Source organism: Pseudanabaena sp. SR411 (assembly GCF_002251945.1).
Lineage (GTDB): Bacteria > Cyanobacteriota > Cyanobacteriia > Pseudanabaenales > Pseudanabaenaceae > Pseudanabaena.
This window is the reverse complement of the sequence record NZ_NDHW01000027.1, coordinates 1-22,585: the sequence shown is the minus strand read 5'-3', so window position 1 is coordinate 22,585 and position 22,585 is coordinate 1. Positions and strand designations below refer to the sequence as shown.

Below are 22,585 nucleotides of genomic sequence, written 5' to 3'. Positions count from 1 at the left end.
TGGCGCGGCTAAGCCGCGTCAAAAATTGGGTTCTTTAATTGCCATTTGGGGGCAGTAAATAAAACGGATAAACCATGCTGCGCCTATCATGGCTTTCCTTTATTTCATAGAGGATTTTCAGATCTAAGCGCCCTCTAATCGGATCAGGCTCTGCATAAACTCCTGTAACCTTAATCCGAGGTTCCCATCTATTGAGTGCTTCCTCAACATAGATTCTGGCTAGGAGAATCGTCTGCGGATTCATCGGCGCAAAAGTGAGATCTGAGAGACGGCAACCAAAGTTGGGGCGATATACCCGCTCTCCTAACTTAGTATTCAAAATTGTCGCGATCGACTCTTCCAAATTGCGATCGCCGCCGTCCGTTTTTAGTTCACCTTGAACATTAATCCGCAAAGGGAACGAAATGCCCCTACCCAGATAATCTTGTTCTAAATCACTCATAAATTTGTTTGGCTAAAAATGTCTTTACATATGGGGATATTATAAAAATTAAGTTCAGAGCTTATCCCCCAATTAGAACAGTCATTTCTGCTTTGCCCACAAAAGTAGTTATCGGTGTGGGTGGAGCATTGACATTGATCCCAACTACTTGAGAGGTAGTTCTCGCTGCGAAGCGTCCGCCGATTAAGACCGTAAAAGAACCCATGACAATCGAGCCTACTACTAAATTGCCAACTACAGCATCGCCAACACAGGCTGCGGGCATCCCTCCAATCAATACTGTAGGTGCTCCAGGTCCAATAATAGTATCATTTGTGACAGTCTTATCTGATAACCTTGCTGCTGGAAACATAAGAGATTAGGGATTGAGGAATGGATAAAGTTTGTGTAAAGCAGAACTGTCTAAAAGGATTAATGCGGTAACAATACTGCAAATATTAGCTATTAAATTTACAGCGCTTTGCGCTAAAAACCAAACCGAAATCGGTTTCATAATGAGAATTGCTGATTCTCTGCTATAAGTATTTGCGATCGTACAACTCATCTAATTAATCTTAACTAAAGTACCTTTAATTGTATTGATACCAAGAGCTTCTACATTGACCATTGGGGCTTCCATTTTGGCTGAAACAGTACCTTTTATTTGAACTTGGAGTCCATCGATGACTACGCCTGTGTTAGAAATCACTATTTTGTTAGCACCCACTTTAAGGGTAATGTTTGTGGTTGCAGTCAAGGTAATATTAGCCGCATTAATTGTTAAATCTTTAGTCATACCAGTTGTCCCAGTTTTAACTGTAATGTTGCCTGTAGAAGTTAGGCTAATCACCTGACTACTATCATCAGCCCGAAATTTATGCCCGCCAGTAGTTTCTAATTCAGCAAACTTGGTACTATCATCTAGTCGCAGATTATGACCATCAATAGTATTGAGATAAACTCCCTTTTTGACGGCTCCTTTATCTTCTTCAACAAATTGCAATTGATGACCAACGCGAGTTTTAAAAGTCCGTAAGCGTACTTTTCCGCCTACAACACTGTCTGTGACCACAGTTGGGGGAGCATCAGTACCATTCCATACTCCACCAATCACATAGGGGCGGTGGATATCACCATGCTCAAAAGCTACTAAAACCTCATCATTTATTTCTGGCAAACAGTCAAAGCCCCTATTTGTACCTGCACCTGCACTCACGACTCTAGCCCAATTGCTCTCATGCTCTTCTGTAAGCGTAGGAAACTTAACTCTAACTCGTCCCCATTTTTTAGGATCGTTATTATTGCTCACTATCCCCACTAACATCGTTTGCCCTGGCTGTAGATGAGGCTTCGATGACAACATCGAGAATAAACTACCCCCACGAAGGCCGCGCACGCTGAAATGGGTAATGAAATTGCGCTCATGATACAAGTGGTGAGTTTCAGTAACATAGTAACTGCCACTATAGTTACCGATACCAGACAATTTTATTACTCTTCCAGGTCTAATTGCAGGATTCCCTTCTCCCTTAGCATCCGCATTGACAAATTCACCACCTAATTCATTACATAGTGACTGAGCCATTTTTTGGGCTTCATTAACACTAAAAACTGGCTGATCAACAACAATCATTTTCGGTGAGCTATTAAATTTAGTGCTGGCTTGCTTACCTGTGCCGCTATCAGTTGTTGTAAGAACTGATCCTGTTGTTGCGGTAGAGACGATCGCTTTCTTTTGAACATAATCCCAACCTCTGACTTCAACAGAGCTGACCTGCTCAGAACTAGTAACACGCACTCGAAAACTATGAATATCTTCTAGCCATTTCAGCTCAAGAGTTTGGTCTTGACTAGGAGCGCGAAAGTTTAATTTCCCATCCTGAACATATAACTCAAAGCCATTACGAGCTGCTCGTTCTTGCAAAAACTCCATATTGGTCTGGTTTTCTTGAAAAGCATACTCATGGACAACAGTCGTTGCCGTGATTGTCCCAGCAGTAATGCCAGCTTCGCCAATTATTTGGGAGACCATATCACTGTCTTTAACATTTTGGAAAGAGCGATTAAAACGACCTCGATGTAAACGATGAGAGATGTCATACCCACGGACGATGATTGGAGCCTGAGATTTTTCGTTAAGCTCAGTTTCTATAGCTGTTATCTCACCTTCTAAGACATATCCAGTCTCCTCTTTTACAAAATCAGGATCTTCGGTAGTACTAGAAGTGAAACCTATTTTGATTTTTTTACCGATTGCAAATTGACTTTGGTGTTCCCAAGCTGTATCAGTACTTCCAGGGAAATAATCATTATTAACAATAATTGTGAACATTCCTGGTTGATGCAGACTTTCCTCAACAGATATTTGCAAAATATCGTTGAGTAAATCTTCTGAAGCATTAACTCCGTCAATTTGGAGCGAAGGTTTGGCTTTATATGTTGCTGGCATTGGTTTCTCTATTTAGCTTTGTGAATGGTTGAAAAATATTTTTTAGAGTTGAGTAGTATCGACTTCTTCGAGCGACATATCGACAACTGCGCGAACAGGTGTACCATCGGCCAGAAACATGGTTAGTTTATAGCTAACAGATTTGACAAAGCATTTAAGATATTGATTCTGTCCCCAAGCAAAAACATATACTGGTGGTCGTTCTAGCGATCCTGTAAAGTCTGTAGCTTTAATAATCGGGTCAATTAATGTCAGAACGCTTGTTCCTGCTTCGTAAGTATCAAAGGTTAAATTGCTTAGAGAGAGACTGACTGGCTCTGGATAGGCAAAAGTAACTTTGGGTAAGCCTGATGCAGTACGCGCACCTGCGGATCGGTTGAGACTTACTGATCGCTGAAATTGAAGCTCGGTAGGATTAAACTGAAAATTTATGGCTGCTGCTCCTGCATCGGTGGTGGTGAGCATTGCTTTAACAAGTGGTCCTGCTGTCATAATCTATATTCCTCAAAGCTCCTAAAAAATCTAAAAAACTTGTCCTGTGCTAAACCCTCGAATTACAAGAAATTTTTAAAAAGTGTTGCTTCGCAACACTTTTTAAAAATTTCTTGGTTTGGGTTTGGGCGCAAATCGTTGTATATGTAGTTACCAAGGTAATCGTCCTTGATATTTACCTCCCTGTCGTTCTTTTTCTATTTCTAAACGTTGCCTCAACAAAATATATATCTCTTGAGCAAGGGTTTCAAGATTTTTGTCAAAGTTCTCTTCATCATAACTATCATTATCTTGATTTTGATGAGGATTAACAGAGACCTTAGCTTCTGGCAAAGTTTCAGATGTTAGTTCGCGTTGAATTGTATTAGAGCGATTATTCGTAATTTTGTTTGGATTTCCTTTTTGTAATCCTGCTGGGGTTAAGTATAGGTCTTGATCAATATCACTATCTGCATAGGTAGTTTGATCGGGCGATCGCTGAATGGTTGTTTGATTGCTAGTGGAACTTTTTGATGGACTTGACGGACTTGCTAGCGGACTGCGATCGCTAGTACTAGTTGTCTGTTTATTTAGCGAGCTTGTGGATGAACTAACCTTTGGAGGTGGTAAGTTAGCTAGCAATTCTGATATGTTTGACCAGCCCATAGAACTTGTCTGGCTATTGTCAGAATTGTTGTCTTGCTTGGGTTGGATTGTTTTGGCAAAGTTGTTTAAACTATTGGACAAATTGCTTGGAGCATGTCGATCTGTTGGCGATCGCTGTACTGTTTGTGATGTCATGGGGCTAGGGATTTGGAGTGATGGCAGTGATGAAAAATTGCCTAAGTACTCAGTATGAACCAGATTTTCAATGGCTTTGGGAAGTTGTAAATCTTTAGAATTACTAGGATCAGCTAGCATTTGAATGATGGTTTGATTGTCATTGTGCTCTAATCGAGTTTCGCTATTGATGGCTTCATCTTTTTTCGGATCAGCTTTTTTCTGTATGTGTTGAAGATTATCATGCTCAAAATTATCCAATATCTGAGAACTCACTTCAGGATTTAGATTAACTAAATCCGTATCTCTTTGGATTAAATTAGTATGATCAATTGCTAAAGTACGGTCTACATTATCTACATCTGAAGGATCTAAATCTCTTTGAATTGGTTGAATGCGATCAACTTGAGAAATACTATCTACCATAGAAACAACATCAGACTGTCTCTGTATTGCATCAATAGACAAATCAGTTTGTTGTATTTGTTGAGTAAGATCTCCTGGAGTAATAGCATCTACTGAGATATTAGATTGTCTCTGTATGTCATTAGTTTGTGGTGATTGTGTAATCTCAATAGACGACAAATCAGAATTACTATCTACAGCAGAAATGTCAACATCACTAAATCTTTGAATTTGTTGCGAATCTCTATTTGTAGAAATATCAGAATTCGGTACATCAGCTTTTGGTTGAATTTGTTGCGTGCGATCGCCTTCAGAAAAACTATCTAAAATAGGAAGTTCAGAAACTCTTGCAATTTGCTGAATGTTGCTGGCAGAATTACTATCTGAGTTAGACAAATCAGAGGCTCTTTGAATTTTCTGAGTGTGATCGCCTTCAGAAATATTATTATCTACTGTAGAAACATCAATTTGTCTCTGAATACCATCAGGTTGAGGAGTTTGGGTAATATCAGCAGGTGATAAATCAGGATCTTGTTGAATAACGCGATCACTTTGAGAAATACTGTTTGCCAAAGAAATATCGGGCTGTCTCTGTATTTCATTAGTCTGAGAATCTTGCTTAATATCCACCGCAGATAAATCTAAATCTGGTTCTCTTTGAATAGAGCGATCGCTTGGGTAAGTATGATCTGCAAAAGATTCTCTCTGGATTTGTTGACTATTATTTGTAGCATTGCTATCAGAAATAGACAGGTCAGTTTTTTGAGCAAGATCTCCTTGAGTAATAGCATCTACTAAGATATTAGATTGTCTCTGTATGTCATTAGTTTGTGGTGATTGTGTAATCTCAACAGGAAGTAAATCAGAATTAATAGCTACATCAGAAATGTCAGTATCACTAAATCTTTGAATTTGTTGCGAATTTCTGTTTGTAGAATTATCAGAAGTCGATACATCAGCTTTTGTTTGAATTTGTTGAGTGCGATTATCTTCAGAAAGACTATCTACAATAGGAAGTTCAGAAGCTCTTTCAATTTGCTGAATGTTGTTGGCAAAATTACTATCTAAGTCAGACACATCAGATATTCTTTGAACTTGTTGAGTGTGAGTATCTTCAGAAATATTATTGTCTAATGTAGAAATATCAGTTTGTCTCTGGATACCCTCATTTTGAGGGGTTTGTGTAATATCAGCAGGTGATAAATTAGATTCTCTTTGAATATCTTTAGAAGTACTATCTACACTAGAAATATCAGTTTGTCTTTGTATCGCATCAGTCTGAGTGATTTGCATAATATCAGTACTAGATAAATTAGATTCTCGATTAATAGAGTGATCGCTTTCAGCAATACCATCTAAAATAGGAGACTCAGAAAAACTTGAAACTGGCTGGATATTACTGTCTATGGGAACATCAGACTGTCTTTGAATTTGTTGCGTGCGATCGCTTTGAGAAATACTGTCTGCCAAAGAAATATCAGTCTGTCTTTGTATTTCATTAGTCTGAGAGTCTTGCTTAATCTCTAGAGGAGGTAAATCAGCTTGTCTCTGAATTTGTTGAACAGCGTTGCTTGTAGCATTGCTATCAGAAATAGATGAATCAGTTTGTTGTATTTGTCGAGCAATATTTCCTTGAGTAATACCATCTACTGAAATATTAGATTGTCTCTGTATGTCATTAGTTTGTAGTGATTGTGTAGTATCAACATTATTAAATAAGTCAGTTTCTCTCTGAACAGCGCGATCGCCTTGGTCAGTATTATCTACTAAAGAAACGTCAGACTGTCTCTGTATCGTATTATTCTGAGATTGTGTAAGCTCATCAACAGGAAATAAGTTGGTTTTTCTTTGAATATCTTCAGAATTAATGTCTACATCAGAACTATCAGTATCACTAAATCTTTGAATTTGTTGCGAATCTCTGTTTGTAGAAATATCAGAAGTCGATATAGTCGAGACATCAGCTTTTGTTTGAATTTGTTGCGTGCGATCGCCTTCAGAAAGACTATCTAAAACAGGAGGTTCAGAAGCTGCAATTTGCTGGATATTGCTTCTAACAGCGCTATCTGAGTCAGGTAAATCAGATGTTCTTTGAATTTGTTGAGTGCGAGTATCTTCAGAAATATTATTATCCACTATAGAAATATCAGGTTGTCTCTGGATATCCTCAGCCTGAGAAGTTTGTGTAATATCAGCAGGTGATAAATCAGTATTTCTTTGAATAGTGCGATCGCCTTCAGCGATACTATCCACAGCCAAAATATCAGTTTGTCTTTGTATGCCATAAGTTTGAGTATCTTTTGAAATCCCAACAGATGCTATATCAGAATGTCTTTGAACTTGTTGAGTGCGATCGCTTTGAGAGATATTATCTACTGCCAAAACATCAGGTATTCTCTGGGTCGCATCAGTTTGAGGAGATTGTGTAAGCTCAACAGGAGATAAATTAGATTCTCTTTGGATGCCTTCAGAAGTACTACCTACAGTAGGAATATCAGTTTGTCTTTGTATCGCATCAGTCTGAGAGATTTGCGTAATATCAGCATTAGATAAATTAGATTCTCGATTAATAGCGCGATCGCCTTCAGAAAAGCTATCTAAAATAGAAGATTCAGAAGCACCTTGAAGTGACTGAATATCGTTGCCTATAAAAACATCAGATTGTCTCTGTACGTCTCTAGTCTGGGAATCTTGCTTATTATCTACAGCAGATAAATCTGGTTCCCTTTGGATTTTAAGATTATTTTGAGTAATATTATCTAAAGCAGGAGATTCAGAAGTTTTTAGGATTGGCTGAATGTTGTCATTTGTAGAAGTGCGATCAGAGACAGATAAATCAGGCTGTCTTTGAATTTGTTGAGTATAATCACTTGGGGGAATACTATGATCTACTTTAGAATCATCAGATAGTTTCTGTAAAGAATCAGTTTGTAGAGATTGCGTAATCTCCTCAACATCAGACAAATCAATTTCTCGTTGAATAGTGCGATCGCTTTGAACAAAACTATCTAGCAAATTAAGATCAGGTTGTCTCTGAACTTGATTAATCTGATCATCTTGCTTAATATTAACAGGAAGCAAATCAGATTCTCTCTGAATTTGTTGAATAACGCTGACTGTAGTAGTCTGATCAGCAATAAACGAATCAGTTTGTTGTGTTTGTTGAGTAAGATCTCCTTGAGAAATACTATCTACTGCCGAAACATCATCAGTTCTTAGGGATTGGGTAGGATCGGGAGATAAATTAGATTCTCTTTGAATATCACCAGAGATGATATCTACTGTAGAAATATCAACATTACCAAGTCTTTGTTGTGGTGAATTTCTGTTGGTAGAACTATCAGAAGTAGATATATCAGGTTTTGTTTGAATTAGTTGATGGTGATCACCTTCTGAAATATTATCTGCCGTAGAAGTGTCAGATTGTTTCTGTAAAGAATTGGGTTGAGAAACTTGTGTAACATCTTTAGCTGATAAATTAGGTTCTTGCTGAATAGTGAGATCGCTTTGAGAAGAACTATCTATAACGTTAAGCTCAGTTTGTCTTTGGGCTTCATTAGTCTGAGCATTTTGCTTGATATCAACAGGAGATAAATCAGTTTCTCGTTGAATAGTGTTGCTTTGAGAAATACTCTCTACTGATGCAACATCAGATTGCTGAATGTGATCAGTTTGCGATAGTTGTGCAATATTAACGTTATTGAATAGATCAGGCTCTCTCTGAATAGTACGATTATTTTGAGTAATATTATCTAAAACAGGAGATTCAGAAATTTTTGGGATTGACTGAATGTTGTCACTTGTAGAAGTGCTATTAGCGACGGATAGATCAGATTGTCTTTGGATTGGTTGAGTGCGATCGCTTTCAGAGATACTATTGACTACCGAAACATCAGGTTGTCTTTGGATTTCATCAGTTGGGATCATTGTCCCATCAGTAGGAACCAAGTTGGATTTTCGTTGAATAGTGCGATCGCCTTCAGGGACATCTTTTAAGACCGCAGATTCCAAAGAGCTTTGAATTTGTTGGGAGTTATTGCTTGTAGAAGAACTATCCGAGTCAGGTAAATCTGCAATATTAGTCTGATCAGTTTGCCTCTGGACACTAGTAGTCTGAGGGGATTGACTAATATCAGTATTTGACAAGGTAGATGATTGGTGAATAGGAAGATCGCTTTCAGACGCAATCGAAGTTTCAGGAAATCTTTGAATTGATTGAGTGCTGTTGATTGTAGTACTACTATCTACCGAAGAAATATCAGGTTGCCTCTGGATTTCATCAGTCTGAGAAATCTGTGTAGTCTCAACAGTAAATAATTCCGATTCTCGTTGAATAATGCGATCGCTTTGAGAAATACTATCTAAAACAGGAGTTTCAGGCTGTCTTTGAATTGGCTGAATATTGCTGGTTGTCGAATTGCTGCTGTCTATGGAACTATCAGCATTAGCAAGATCAGACTGTCTTTGGATTTGTGGAGTGTAACCTCCTTGAGAAATACGATCAACATCAGTTTGTCTTTGTACTTCATCAGATTGTGGAATATTGGTAACTGTTCCTAAAGGTTCTCTTTGAATAGTGCGATCGCCTTGAGAAATATCATCCACTGTAATATTAGATTGGGTTCCTATCGCGTCAGCTTGAGGGGATTGGGTAATATTAGTAGCTGCTAAATTAGATTTTCGTTGAATAGCAGGATTAATTTCAGGAATAGTATTCTCATTAGAGATACCAGATTGTTTCTGTAAAGGATCTGATTGAGATGATTGTGTATTATCGACAGAAGATAAATCAGGTTCTCGCTGAATAGTGCGATCGATTTCCGAAACACGATCTAAAACAGAAGATTCAGCAAATCTTTGAGTTTGTTGCGTGTTAGTACTTGTAATAGTATTCTCAGGGAGAGATAAATCAGTTTGTCTTTGAATTTGTTGCGTGAGATCACCTTGAGAAATACTATCTACTGAAGAAATATCAGGTTGTCTCTGTACTTCATCAGTTTGGGAGATCAGCCTTCTATCGACAGGCGATAAATCAGGTTCTTGCTGAATAGTGCGATCGCCTTCAGCAACATTATCTAAAATGCGAGATTCAGAAGATCTTTGAATTGGTTGAGTGTTTTTGTCTGTAGAAATTATGCGGTCAGAGCTAGACAAATCAGGCTGTCTTTGAATTGGCTGAGTAAGATCTACTTGAGAAATATTATTTACAGGATTATTTACAGGAGGAATATTCGCTTGTCCCTGTAGAGCATCAGCTTGAGGAACTTGTGAAGCTTGAGGAATATTATCGGTATCAACAAGAGTTGATTCTCTTTGAATAGTGCGATCACTTACAAAAGAATTAATAACTGTATCACTGCCTGTAGCTGGCAAGTTAGAATTTAATTGAATTTGTGGATTGCGAATATTGGTTGTAGAACTATCAGAAGTTTTTGGAATCTTCTCAAGGCGATTACCCTGAGATATATTATCCGTGGCAGGATATCTTTGTATTTGCTGAATATTATCACTTGTCAGAGTGATATCAGAAGTAGATAAATCAATTGATGGCTGAATTTGCTGAGCGTGATCGCCCTGAGAAATATTGTCTGTATTAGAAATTTCAGATTGTCTTTGTACTACAGGAGATTGATTAGTATCAACCGTAAATAAATTAGATTCTGTTTGATTAGGGCGATCGCCTTCTAAAAGATTATTATTTGCAAAAGCTAAATTAGCTGTATCTGTCTGCCTTTGAACTAACTTGTCTTGATTACTTTGATTACTTTGCTCAATACTTGTTTCTAAAACAGGCGAATTAGAATTTAACGGTAATTGTGGATTTTGGAGATTTGCTGAAGAACGATCAAAAGTTCTTTGAATTTGCTCAGGGCGATCGCTGTTTGAATTAGTACTGTCGATAATTGATAAATCATCAGATCTTTGAATAGATGTATTTTCTGATATATTTGCATCCAAACTTGACTGAAAATCATGGTCTATTGAGGGATTGACACTAAATTCTTGACTTGATAAATTCAGTGGAGAATTAAGGGACTGTGCTTGAGAAGAATCTAGAGTTTGCCTTTGAATTGAGTCGCTTTTAGGAGAATCAATTGGCGATCGCTTAGTCTGTACTTGTCTCTGTAGGTTGTTTTTAGAAACAATAGCCTTTGTTTGGATATCAGGTTGATTTGTGGTCTGACCATCACCCGCAGTTAGAGAATTTGATTGTAAAGGTTGATCGAAAAAAGGAGAGTCTTCAAAGGAATTATTCAGTGGCTCAAAATCATTTTCAGCCGCTAAATTATCGGGATTTAATAATGAGACTGCTCCCAAAGGATAGATGAATTTTGGCTGTAAAAATGACTGTCCCAGAGACGGTGGCACAAGCAAAGGCGTGTAATTACCTAATGGAATATCATCAGATAAATCATCACTACTAGCATCAAAAGGAATTGAGGTATTTTCAGTCACAGCTTAAGAACTAGGGAAAGAACCATTTGTTGCATCTCTTGTCACTACAGTAGCAGCTCCACCACCTGTCGTCGCGACTGTGAGTCCTTCGATCGCTAATGACAACTCCTCGATCGCCACAGCATTACCATCAGCTTGCAAGGATGGAGCTTGCCAACTAACAGGAACCGCACCGATTAGAGTCCAGCATTGCCTCGTTTCACCCGCTTGGTTAAATAGCAAGATGCGAATATTGCGTCGCCGTGATGTCGTAGCTGTAAACCAATTCCAAAAGCTTAGATCATCTGTTACCCCACGTTTAAGGGTAACTTCAGAAAACTCCGCATGACCTAAGAGGATTTTTTGCTGATTATTATTGCCACCCTCAAAATAGGTGTCGTACTTTACCTTGGCACTCAAGCCCCCACATTCTGTAAAACATGCCACAATCGTCGAATCAGGCGACATTTCTACATAGAAATGATTGGTGGTGACGTAGGACTCGGCTCTTGTAAATCCACTACTGGTCATAACCTACCCTCATAATTTCGACCCACCCGTTCTTTCTGTTGTCGCAAATCATTGCTAAGGAGTTCGTGAACCTTCTCGCTTAGTAACCTAAGCTGTAAAGGTTCCTGTAACACTTTGGCAGCAAACTTGGCAAGTTCGGCACGTTCTTTTGCTTCTTCAGAGTGATTTGGCATAAACGTTTTGCCATGTATGTGTAAACGTATAAAATGTATATTTTAAATTTATACATCATCTACAGTATATAGCAATCCTAAATGGTTTGTGGAAGGACACCCCGATGGGGTGTCCTTCCACAAACCAAAAAAATCCACAAATGATATAGGACTGCTATAGCTCTAGTCAAGTTTATTAAAATCCACAAAATAGCGGCAATTCATAAATTGCCGCTATTTTGCCAAAAGGACAAAAGTCGGCGCTTTGCGCCGCCTTTCATTTGCTACTTAATCGGGAATTTTAGAGGGATTAGCCCAGTTTGTTTCAGTAAATTTTGAGCTTCCTCGGTTCTCATAATCGAGACAAAACGTTCAGCGATCGGTAGTCGGCGGTTATCGCGGGGATAAACTACTGAAATTGGATAGGCAAGGGGATAAACTTGATTTATAAAATCGCTGTAGTTTTGGTTATAGCTACCTTTTTCATTACAAAGATCAACATCGGGAGTAATTGCTCGACCAGTTTGCCAAACTAGAGGTGCAACAAAGGATTTATTGTCATCGGCTAGTGTGAGTGGATAGACTGAACATTGTCCAAAAACTTGGCTAATTGAGCCAAAGGAAATACTGCCAATACTACGATCCTCAAAGTCTTGAATTACCTGTCGCAGTGAATCAAAAATAGATAATGAGGTAATGCCATTATTTCCTTCTTGAGCAAGTTGTCGAAAAGCGGCGATCGCAGTTTCATCTTTTAGCACCCGTTTCTCAAAAATTCTGACCGACTCCTCATCTAGGGGCATATAAAGTTTCACAGGCAAGTTTGGTCCCCCCAACTGTCGCCAATTAATAATTTCCCCTGTGTAAAGTTGGCGTAATTTGGCAAAGGTGAGTTTACCTTGCAGTGCAGTTGGTAAGCTGTTATTGCGTTGGGCATAACTAAAAGCGACAAACACGGTTAAGCCATCGTAGGCAATATCTTGAGTTATAAAGCTACCACCAAGATTATCAGGCACACTAGAAATAGCAAAATCAGCTTGGTTAGATTGTAATTGAGCGATCGGAAATTGATTGGAAGTCTTATCGACACCTTTATCAATACTTTTATCAAGATCTACAGGCTGATAGCTAAGTTTTAGTTTTGGCTGACGTTTTTGTAATTCTTCTTCGAGCGTGGAACCCTTAGCAATCAAATTATTTTGTAAAAGCGTGTAATTCCAAGTGCCATTCTTATCAGCCGTATAAGTAAAATTACCTTCGGGAATATCAGATATTTGATTAATACAGCAAGGGAAATTGAGGTTGGCAGCTTTGGGTGGTTGGGTTAACCAGAAATATAGCAAGAAAAGCAGTAGTAATAAGAGAATCACCCCGATCGCGATCGCAATTACTTTTTTGGTAAGCCACCCCCACCAATTCTTTTTAACTGGCGCAACTTCCTCTTGATCAATAAACTCTAATAGAGCCTCGCGATAGATATGTATACGCAATAATGCTCGCCTCGCCACTTCCGCGCTGTTATAACTAGTTTCACCAAAACCGATTAAGTTTTGAATAAACTTTTTCAGCCCTAAATTAACTTGATCGCCCCAATGATTTAGGTCATGGGGATTTAAACAAGTACGATTTTCTAAATCGATGACCCCGCCTTTTAAGAGATAGAAAGCGATATAGCCCAAGTCTTCCAAATCGCGATTGATAGAATAGGCAGGCGTTTGTACATCGGGTGGATAAAAGCGATCTTCCCAAAGCGCCATATCATTGAGATAGACCGTAAATCCCTGAAAATCTGGTCTGATCGCAATGCTATAAAACGTTAAGTTCCCATGAGGTAAATCGGAAGTCACCACACCAGAACGCAATCGATATTTCTGTGAATGTAATGACTCAAGGGTTTGTAAAGCTTGATTGAGAAAAGATTTCACCTGCCAATTACTCATCGCGCCATAGATAGCTAAGTATTCAGCTAGAGCGATCGCTTCGTCGTTTTTTTGCAGAATCACATAACAACGCTCTTCACGAGCATCCGCGATCGCTTCTATTGGTGTAATCAACCGCGAGTCCTGTCTCCTCCCATCTGAGAGTTTCAATTCTGACGAGGCTTCAAAGTTACGTTTGCAAGCTCTGGTTTCCTGCTCGTTAAAATATTTTTTAGGAATTACATATTCTTTCAATAAAAATGATTCCCCATCGGTTAGGTTGGTAGCTCTATAAATGCGACCAGTACCGCGAATGCCAATATAGCCATCGATTTCATAAACACCGCTTCTACCACGAATCTTGACTTCAGTTGGTAAGCTGGCTGGGAATTGACATTTTTTACAATATTTATTATTAGGATTATCGACCACGGTTTCGTGGGGATATTCACACCGAAATGGATTCGATTCTTGACATTGATAACGTAGAAATTGTGGCTTAATTTGCCAAATCGTCCCTACCCTTTGATCAACTGCAATTTCTTTTAAAACTTCTTTAGTCTCGTATTTTTCAGGTAACCCAATACCTTTAAAAGAAGTAATTGAAGGTGGCTCAATGCCTAAATCATCCTTAAGAAAAGGAATTAGAAATCGTAAGGGCGTGGGAACAGTTTTGTTTAAAAATTCAACAAACTTATTACCAATCAGCCCATCGATAGTGCTAAGAAACTGCCCCCAAACGTCAGTGATGCGTTTCCATAATTTTTGCCAAATATTTGGAGCTTTCCTTGACATAGATTGCTTGCCTTATTCTTGCTAGACTATTATCAATTACACGGGTGTGATTTGTGGCAAAGTTTGCATTGTTTATACATTCTTGTCCAAAGCATATCCCACCACTTTACTCCTAATCAAGGTTATGGCAAGAGAGCAAGTGGCTCGTCTCTATCGAGCCGCCAAAACAGATTCATTCCTCAAAGCAAAGCTAAATCAAGCGCCCGACCTTGAAAGTTTTGTGGAAATGGCAAAAGCCGAAGGTTATGACTTCACGATCGAAGAGTGGCAACAAATGACCAACTTTGAGGTTGAAGAATTAAAGTGTCACCTTTCAGAAATCCCCGGTATTTAACTTATAGCGCGTTGCGATCACAGGTATAGAGGGGGCCGCGCCTCCTCTATACGCTATGGCTTTACTGGCTTAGGTTTTAAACGCTCGATCGCGATCGCCTTGTTGATTGTGGCTTGAGTTTGACTAGGATTAAGTTTCAAAGCTTGTTCAAAGGCAACTAGCGCATCAGCATTACTGTTTAGCGCCAGTAAAGCTAATCCTCGACCTGTCCAATAGTCTGAATTTTTGACATCAATTGCGATCGCCCGACTATAGGCATTAGCAGCTTCAGCATTGCGTCCAAGCGACATGAGAGCCAAACCACGATTAAACCACGCTGTGTCTGATTTAGGATTAATCCCCAATGCTTGTTGACTTGCCATAAAGGATTCCTGAAAACGATTCAGCCGCCATAGTAAAGCTGATTTATTTGTCCAAATATCAGCAAGAAAGATTTGACTACCAATATTGGCATCGCCTTCGATCGCTTTGTCATAGGCTTTTAAAGCTTCTTCGGTACGTCCTAGGGAAGCCAGAATGCGTCCATGATTGAACCATGCTGTGGATGAATTTTGATTAAGGGCGATCGCTTGGTTCGTCGAGGAAAGTGCTAAGTCAAAACGTCCTAACGCCCAAAGAGTAGCGGCTCGATTGCCCCAAAAGCTAGCTTGACTGGGCTGAAGTGCGATCGCCCGATTTGCTGATGCAAGAGCCTCTTCATACTTGCCTAACCCATTAAGAGCATTAGCTCGCTGATCCCATGCCCAAGCAGGACCCAGATAGTCCCACTGTTGATCACCTTCTTGGAGCGCTGAGTTACAGGCTGCTAGAGCCTCTTTATATTGGCGAAGTTGGTTGAGTGCTGCACAGGAATTAGCCAAGGCGAGGGAATATTTCTCTTTTGCTTTAAGTGCCCACTCTTGTGAAGCCAAAGCTTCAGCATAACGTCCCAATCTCCATAAAATCATCCCTTGCTCAGCCCAAGCCTGAGCATTGGTTGGCTCGATCGCCACAGCCTTATCGTAGGAAAAAAGGGCTTCATCAAAGCGTTTTAACTGATTCTGGACTTTCCCCTTAGTTTTCCAAGCGATCGCAGGTGTAGCATGACCCCAATTAGCATTTACCTTGATCGCGCGATCGCAGTCTTGGAGCGCATCGGCAGCCCGATCCAAAGAGACAAAAATATCGCAACGCTCCGTTAGGGCAAGGGAATAATTAGGATTTGATCGAATTGCTAGTTCAAGGGATTCTAGAGCCTCGGCAAGTTTTCCCGCCCGTTTTAACAATGCCCCTTGGATATACCACACCATTGCGGGTGAGGCATCAGCCCAGTTTTGATCAAGACGTAAAGCCAGTTCACAGGAGGCGATCGCGTCTTCATAGCGTTCTAACTCATTCAAAGCGCCACAGCGTTTGGCTAAGGCTCCTGAATTGTCTGGTTGCAACTTAATAAAGCGATCATAGGACACGACTGCTTCGGTATACATTGCTAAACCAACCATCGCATCACCACGTTCTAGCCACGCGATCGGCTCATTAGTATTCAACGTAATCGCCTGATTGCAAGCCTCAACTGCCTCCTTATATTTACGCGACTTGACCAATGAACTGCAAAGTGAAGCCCAATAGTCAAAGTCCTGTAACTTTTCTTGGGCGATCGCCTTTGGTGCAATAAATACAGAGGCGATCGGCAAGTTTAGCAGCACAATCATGAGCAACCAAAAGCGTTTACCTTGCTTGACTGACTGAAAGAAAGAACGCAAAATCACTGGCACTCCCAAGTTTTCAATCACAGATTTAGAACCAGCCATCACAGAATACATAGCAGAATGTAATGACAGCTTTTCATATCCACATTAATTTATCATTATATTTTCGATGGATGCTATTACTCAATCAGGTTCAGGAAATGAGCATTATGGCTAAGGTGTTATTTTCGGGATTTTTTGTAGCTATGGCGATCGCGTTGCCCTCGTCTGCTTTGGCTGATCCTAGTAGCGATCGCATCCAAGCGCTCAATCGTCAACGTCTGATCGAAACCAATCGCTGTCAGGGCTGTAATTTACAAAATACAGATTTGAATGGGCTGAAACTCATTGGCGCAGATCTAAATAAAGCCAACCTCCAAGGGGCAAATCTTCGCAGTGTTGATCTCAGAGGGGCAAATTTACAAGAAGCAAATCTTACCTACTCTGATCTTAGTTATGCCGATCTCCGCCTTGCCAACTTCAGTCAAGCAAATTTGCAGGGCGCAAACCTTAGTAATACCCATTTACTCGAAGCTTCCTTTAGGCAAAGTAACCTTCAAGAGTCGAACCTCACCGATACCTATGCTGATGGCTATGTTGATCCCTTTACTTCAGTCCGTCAATTTGTCGATCTTGAAGGTGCAAATTTACTCAAAGCAAATTTGACAAACGCCAAGCTAGGTTTTGCCAATCTAGAGGGAGCCAATCTCAGCGAAGGCAACTTAGTTGATGCATATCTTGAAAATGCGTCATTAATCAACACAAATTTAACAAATGCGAAGTTATGTAACACAACCCTACAAGATGGGGCAGTAAACAATCAAAACTGTCGTTAATTTTTTTTGATTATGCGAAAATATGCATTATCAAATATAAGCAGTTTCTGAGTAAGTAAATTGAGGGGTTAGTGACATGTCGCGTATATCCGATTTCGCAAAAAAGCCTTCCCAATCGACGACTTCAGTCCAACCCACAACTTCATTTTTACAAACTAGAGATTTCGCACCACTTCAAATGGATTTTGATGAAGATGCTATCTCTCGGTCATCTAGAAACGGTGATAATCTTCTTGAAAAAATAATAAATCAGGGCAGCATTGAGCCGTCTGGTACGCCAGTCCAAGCAAAACCAATAAATCGCTTGAAGCCACTTCAAGCTAAGAGGATGGCGACGATCCAAGCCAAGCTGAGTATTGGTGAGCTAAATGATAAGTATGAGCAGGAAGCAGATGCCACTGCATCTAAAGTCGTTCAGCAGATAAATTCGCCAACTCAGGATCAATCTGTCCAACGACAGGATTCAATGGAAGAAGAGGATGAATTGCAAATGAAACCAATCTCTTCAATCCAACGACAGGATTCAATGGAAGAAGAGGATGAATTGCAAATGAAGTCTTTTGTGCAGAGACGTGAAAATCTGGGTGGGGGAGAAGCCTCAACTGATTTAGAGTCATCGATTCAGAGTGCGCGAGGTAGTGGTCAGTCTCTAGATCACAATCTGCAAGACAAGATTGGTCAGGCGATGGGAGCAGACTTCAGCGATGTAAAGATACATACAGATTCGCAATCTGACCAATTAAATCAATCAATTCAATCGAAAGCCTTTACGACAGGGCAAGATGTGTTCTTTCGGAAAGGAACTTATAACCCTAGTAGTAAAGAGGGACAGGAGTTGATTACTCATGAGCTAACCCATGTGGTTCAGCAGAATGGGGGGGATGTGCAGCGATCGCCCCACATCCATGAGAAGTTGCAGCATCCAACCAGTAACAAAACATCTAGATTAGAAAGTAATAGCCAGATCCAAAAAATCAAAGAAGTGCCCTCTAGGCTTCAACCTAAAATGATTCAGCGCAAAGGCGAATTTAAAGCCCAGTTTCAGAAAAATTCAGACATAGCAAAGGCTGCTGTAAAAGCAGATTATGCTAGCTATGCTGACTATCAAAAGAATTTCGAAATAAAGTTAGGAGCAGGATTATATAAAAACAAACATGCAATGGATGGAGCCAATATTATGCTAGGCAAGATGCAAGTAGCAATGATAGCCGCTGGGTTTGATGAAGAAAAAGTTGACAAGGCGTTTGCTCTCTCTAAAGGTGAAGAATTGGGTGGGGTTTTATTAGAAGATGTTAATCAGGCAATCATAAGCGGTAACTTGCGCGAAAAAATGGGGATGGTATACCAAGCACGTTTTGCTATTGCCGAGGCATTAAACGCTATAAGAAAAGATCCCAAAATACCTTTAGGGGAAGAAATTCAGTCTGAAGAAATGGGTAAATCAATAGAAGAGTTAGGGAGAGAACATCCTTCCCAAGCGATCTTAAAACGAAGAGATTCTGTAAATAATCAGGCTAGAGAAGGAAATAAAGATCCGAAGCAAAAATCAATTACAGGAGAATACCTTAAAGAATTAGGGGTTCCTTTGTCAGAAAGAGAACAGAAGGCTGCTAAAGAACAAGAAGTTAATGGAAAAAAAGATAGGAGGTTTATACCTGGAAGTGAGTATTATAAAGTCAACCCGAAACAAAAAGCAAAAGAACAGGATCAACTTCGACGAGTAGTATCTGGCTTATCTGGATCTACAGATATGTATTTCCATATCGCTAAGCATCTTAATATGGATGAGTCGGAGCGAAAACTATTAAGATTAGCTGCTTTAGGACAGATGATCGTAAATAACGATCACAGCTACCATGAGATCATGCATGTCGCTAAGACCCAAGGAGGTTTGACAGACTATCCTGATGACCTGCCGATTGGCTATACAACTCTAGACCCTTTGTCAGAAGACGATATTACTAATACAGCTACTCTGGGAGATTTCCCTGGAGATAAACAAGTCAAAGATTCGATGCAAGAGTTAACGATCACTAAAGAAGATATCACTAAGGTAGGTGGGGACGCAGGAAAGCGTAGCCATAAGTATCCAGCTATTCTTGCAAAAGTTGATGAGTACCATCAGAATCCAAAGATAGAAACTCTTGAAGAAATCAAGCGTCTAGTGGATGTCTGGATAAACGATAAAAAACCAGGCTCGCTTGCATTTCAAAAAACAAAAACGCAATGGGAGAATAGTCCAAGGCGCAAAAAACTTATCGAACTAAAGAACGAAGCAGATCGATTGCTCAAGGTAGAATCTGAATATCTAAAGTTAGATTTGGCATCAGCCAAGTTCTATATTTTAGATCAATTAGCAAATGCTCCTGATGACAAAAAGTCTGTTATCCAGAAGAAGATGGAGAACTTTATTGATTCTTACATTCAAAAGGCGACCAAAGACGCTAGCTTAGGTAAAAAGCTAGATAAAGTCAGCGCTCAAAAAGCCCAACGAGAATTGGAAGAAAAGAAGAAAGAATTAAACAAGATAAAAACTCTTTTGACCGGCACAACTGATGATTGGCAAAGCAAAGACTTTAGAGCGAAGAAATCTGATTTAGATCGAGATTTAAGCAAAGTGGATATTCCTGATACGGGTATATACGGAACACTTTCTAGCCCGTTGAAGGCAGACCTAAAAAGCGACCTTAAGAGTTACACGATTGACAATAGAGAGATCATCGAAACGCTAGGTGGGGATGTAAGCAATATCCCCGATTTGCGTGAAAAGAAAACACTTTCGCCATTGCAAGAGAAAATGGCGAAAAAACTTAAAGATACCGAACAAGAAAATATTCGCAATAGTCCAACCTATACAAAAGACCAAGATGATTTCATAGACAATATAGACACTTCTATGCTCGAAGCTCTCAAGCCAGGCACTCCAATGGATAATTTACTGCGGCAAGTTGAAGGGAAGCCAATGCCTCAAGAGTTAGAAGCCATTAATGCTTATGCCCAAGATGGCTTCTATACAATGATGAATAAAATCCTTAATAATTCTAAGAATAAAGAGTTTATGAAACAAGTTCCAGAAGAAGCAAAAGCATTAGTCAGTTTAGCTGTTTCGGGCTTACGGAAGATGCAGCCTTATGAAGGTGGTTCTGTTTATCGCGGCGAACATGGAGGACTCAATTCGAGATATGTGAACGATCTTATTAAAAAGCCTAAAACGGAAAGGCAAAAGATTTTAGAAGGTAAATTTAAACAAAATGAACATTACTCACAGTTTATCAGTACTTCTAAACGACCTTATCAAGCCTATAGTACAAAAGCAGGTAAATGGCTGGCTATGGAGATAAGAAACGTTAAGTCGGGAGTGGACATTTCTGCCATATCGAACACTTTATCCGAGCGTGAGGTACTATTCCCACCAAACGTAACTTTGAAAGTCATAAGCGTGGAAGATAAATTTGCAACTAAAGTAGGTTCTACTCTGACTGATTTAGAAAACAAGTATGCAGAAGCTCCTATAGATGACAAAGAAGGGCGTGTCAAAGTAGTCTATGAAGAGGTCTAAGCGATGTCCGATCTATAACCAATGGCTATTTTCTGTTTTCTTGTAGTTGCAAAATATCTGAGAATCGCTAAGAATTTTTTTAAAGAGAAGAAAAATGATTTCACTTTACGACAGTATGATTCGCTTTTTTGAAGAGGATGGTTGGTATCATAAACCCTTCAAAAATATTCATGCGATTCGGCTACCTTTTAAAGGGGCAACGGCTGATTGGGCATGTATTGCCCAAGTCCAAGAAGAAAATCGTCTTTTTGTGTTTTATTCTGTTTGTCCAGTAAAAACTACTCCTGAAAATCGCCTAGCTGTTTCTGAATTTATCATGCTAGCCAACTATGGCATGCTGATTGGAAACTTTGAGATGGATATGTCAGATGGAGAAATTCGCTTTAAAACTAGCGTAGGTCTAGGGCAATTAGATTGGTCGGATGAGTTAGCTAAAGTGGCAGTTTATACCAACGTTTTCTCCATGAACCAATATCTATCTGGACTTCTTAAAGTTATGGGAGGAGATATTTTGCCAAGGAATGCTGTAGATATAGCAGAAATAGGAAATGATGAATCGGATTCATAAATAGACCTTGGTCAGTTAAGACGTGAGATGTAAAAGAAAGAGGCAGAGTCAAGGAGAAAGGTATGGAATGTCCCCACTGCCAAAGCGGAAAGACAGTCAAGAATGTCAAGGATTACCACCAAGACGGAAACGCCATCCAGAATTATTTATGCAAAGGATGCGGCAAACGATTCAACGAACGAACAGGAACACCAATGTCAAGGCTGAAAACACCAACAAGTATAGTTTCCTTTGCACTGAAGATAAGAACAGAGGGGATGGGAATCAGGGTCAGTGGGAGAGTTCTGAACAAATCCCACACACGCATCATGAGATGGGAGCAAAAATTGGCAACCCAAACTCAGCAATGGAGTCCAGCCGTCCCCGAAGGGGCAGATGTAACTTGCTTTTACCCCCATCTCTGAAACACTTTCTATGCAATGGTTTTCGAGATAGACTTGTTTGCAATAAGTTTCACTTAATGACAATATGCAACGGTAGAATAAGGCTTGTGACAATGGGAATATTGACGGTTACGCTGAGATACAATGATCCCGTAAAAAGTAAGGCAGATGTAACCATCGAGGGAGATGAGGTTTACACTCGTGTAGGCGAGAACCTCCCCCCCTCAGAGTCAAAAGGATGGACAAATAATATTATTGAACGCAACAGTCCTATTGGATTGAGGCAAGGGTAGGACTCAAATCGGATAGACTGCATCAAGAGGGCGATAGGGCGCATTGTTTTACCTCATCGATCACTGCATCAGTGACATTGGAAATAAGTGTTGGTGCTACTTCGACACCATACATTTCTTGCAACTGGGCTTGAATATCCCTGACACTCTTGCCTCGTGCGTAGAGGGCAATGATCTTTTCATCTAGTCCTGACAATCGGCTTTGTCCTTTCTTCACCATCTGCGGTTCAAACTCCCCTTGGCGATCGCGGGGGACTGCGATTTCTGCTATGCCAAATTCGCCTTGGAGCTTTTTCTGGCTATAGCCATTGCGACTGTTGGTTTGTCCTGCTGGTTTGAGTTCGTGCTTTTCGTCGCCTAGATGAGTTGATAGTTCTGCTTCCAATGCTCTTTCCACCTAGACGGTGGTCAGTTGCTTCAGAATTCCTCCTTCTCCGAATAGGTCGGGTGGAGTTTTACATTCTTGCAACAATTCATCTAGCAATTCTTTGCTTATATTCATCTTTTTAGTGTTGGTATTGTGTGTC

The 22,585-nt window shown here is 39.8% G+C and carries 13 protein-coding genes and 2 pseudogenes; 5 read left to right on the top strand and 10 right to left on the bottom strand.

What is annotated here, in order from left to right:
• Nucleotides 1–34 precede the first annotated feature (34 nt).
• From B9G53_RS00645 to B9G53_RS00610, 8 genes are all read right to left on the bottom strand, one after another.
• On the bottom strand, nucleotides 35–442 hold the full coding sequence (locus tag B9G53_RS00645; protein ID WP_094528393.1) for a GPW/gp25 family protein: 408 nt from the start codon (nucleotides 440–442) through the stop codon (nucleotides 35–37).
• Nucleotides 443–503: 61 nt separating this feature from the next.
• Nucleotides 504–794 (bottom strand): PAAR domain-containing protein, encoded by a 291-nt coding sequence (locus B9G53_RS00640; RefSeq protein ID WP_094528392.1) that lies wholly within the window; start codon nucleotides 792–794, stop codon nucleotides 504–506.
• Between the two features lie 192 nt (nucleotides 795–986).
• Nucleotides 987–2,870, bottom strand: coding sequence for a VgrG-related protein (locus B9G53_RS00630; RefSeq protein ID WP_094528390.1), 1,884 nt, complete (start codon nucleotides 2,868–2,870; stop codon nucleotides 987–989).
• 42 nt (nucleotides 2,871–2,912) lie between these two features.
• Complete coding sequence (locus tag B9G53_RS00625) at nucleotides 2,913–3,362, bottom strand: hypothetical protein (protein WP_094528389.1); 450 nt, start codon at nucleotides 3,360–3,362, stop codon at nucleotides 2,913–2,915.
• A gap of 150 nt (nucleotides 3,363–3,512) precedes the next feature.
• On the bottom strand, nucleotides 3,513–10,982 hold the full coding sequence (locus tag B9G53_RS00620) for a hypothetical protein (protein WP_094528388.1): 7,470 nt from the start codon (nucleotides 10,980–10,982) through the stop codon (nucleotides 3,513–3,515).
• Between the two features lie 3 nt (nucleotides 10,983–10,985).
• Nucleotides 10,986–11,492 (bottom strand): phage tail protein, encoded by a 507-nt coding sequence (locus B9G53_RS00615; RefSeq protein ID WP_094528387.1) that lies wholly within the window; start codon nucleotides 11,490–11,492, stop codon nucleotides 10,986–10,988.
• A complete protein-coding gene (locus tag B9G53_RS27055; protein WP_176453039.1) occupies nucleotides 11,489–11,665 on the bottom strand; it encodes a hypothetical protein in 177 nt (58 codons plus the stop codon). The genes B9G53_RS00615 and B9G53_RS27055 overlap by 4 nt, the downstream gene beginning before the upstream one ends.
• A 263-nt stretch (nucleotides 11,666–11,928) precedes the next feature.
• Complete coding sequence (locus B9G53_RS00610) at nucleotides 11,929–14,358, bottom strand: PstS family phosphate ABC transporter substrate-binding protein (RefSeq protein ID WP_094528386.1); 2,430 nt, start codon at nucleotides 14,356–14,358, stop codon at nucleotides 11,929–11,931.
• 124 nt (nucleotides 14,359–14,482) lie between these two features.
• Here B9G53_RS00610 and B9G53_RS00605 point away from each other — a divergent pair, with 124 nt between their 5' ends.
• Nucleotides 14,483–14,692 (top strand): Nif11-like leader peptide family natural product precursor, encoded by a 210-nt coding sequence (locus B9G53_RS00605; RefSeq protein ID WP_094528385.1) that lies wholly within the window; start codon nucleotides 14,483–14,485, stop codon nucleotides 14,690–14,692.
• A gap of 53 nt (nucleotides 14,693–14,745) precedes the next feature.
• Here the strand turns inward: B9G53_RS00605 and B9G53_RS00600 are convergent, their stop codons facing one another.
• Nucleotides 14,746–16,494 (bottom strand): tetratricopeptide repeat protein, encoded by a 1,749-nt coding sequence (locus B9G53_RS00600; protein ID WP_254923496.1) that lies wholly within the window; start codon nucleotides 16,492–16,494, stop codon nucleotides 14,746–14,748.
• Nucleotides 16,495–16,505: 11 nt separating this feature from the next.
• Between B9G53_RS00600 and B9G53_RS00595 the strand changes: the two genes are divergently transcribed.
• The 4 genes and pseudogenes from B9G53_RS00595 to B9G53_RS28270 all read left to right on the top strand — a co-directional run.
• Nucleotides 16,506–17,255 (top strand): pentapeptide repeat-containing protein, encoded by a 750-nt coding sequence (locus B9G53_RS00595; protein WP_094528384.1) that lies wholly within the window; start codon nucleotides 16,506–16,508, stop codon nucleotides 17,253–17,255.
• A 76-nt stretch (nucleotides 17,256–17,331) separates the two neighbouring features.
• Nucleotides 17,332–20,814, top strand: a complete 3,483-nt coding sequence (locus B9G53_RS00590; protein WP_094528383.1) for a DUF4157 domain-containing protein — start codon at nucleotides 17,332–17,334, stop codon at nucleotides 20,812–20,814.
• Between the two features lie 94 nt (nucleotides 20,815–20,908).
• Nucleotides 20,909–21,382 (top strand): YbjN domain-containing protein, encoded by a 474-nt coding sequence (locus tag B9G53_RS00585; protein WP_141211659.1) that lies wholly within the window; start codon nucleotides 20,909–20,911, stop codon nucleotides 21,380–21,382.
• A gap of 62 nt (nucleotides 21,383–21,444) precedes the next feature.
• A pseudogene (locus B9G53_RS28270) lies at nucleotides 21,445–21,765 on the top strand (IS1 family transposase); the annotation flags it as partial.
• A gap of 299 nt (nucleotides 21,766–22,064) precedes the next feature.
• Here the strand turns inward: B9G53_RS28270 and B9G53_RS00575 are convergent.
• Nucleotides 22,065–22,560, bottom strand: a pseudogene (locus B9G53_RS00575) (transposase); the annotation flags it as partial.
• Nucleotides 22,561–22,585: the final 25 nt, after the last annotated feature.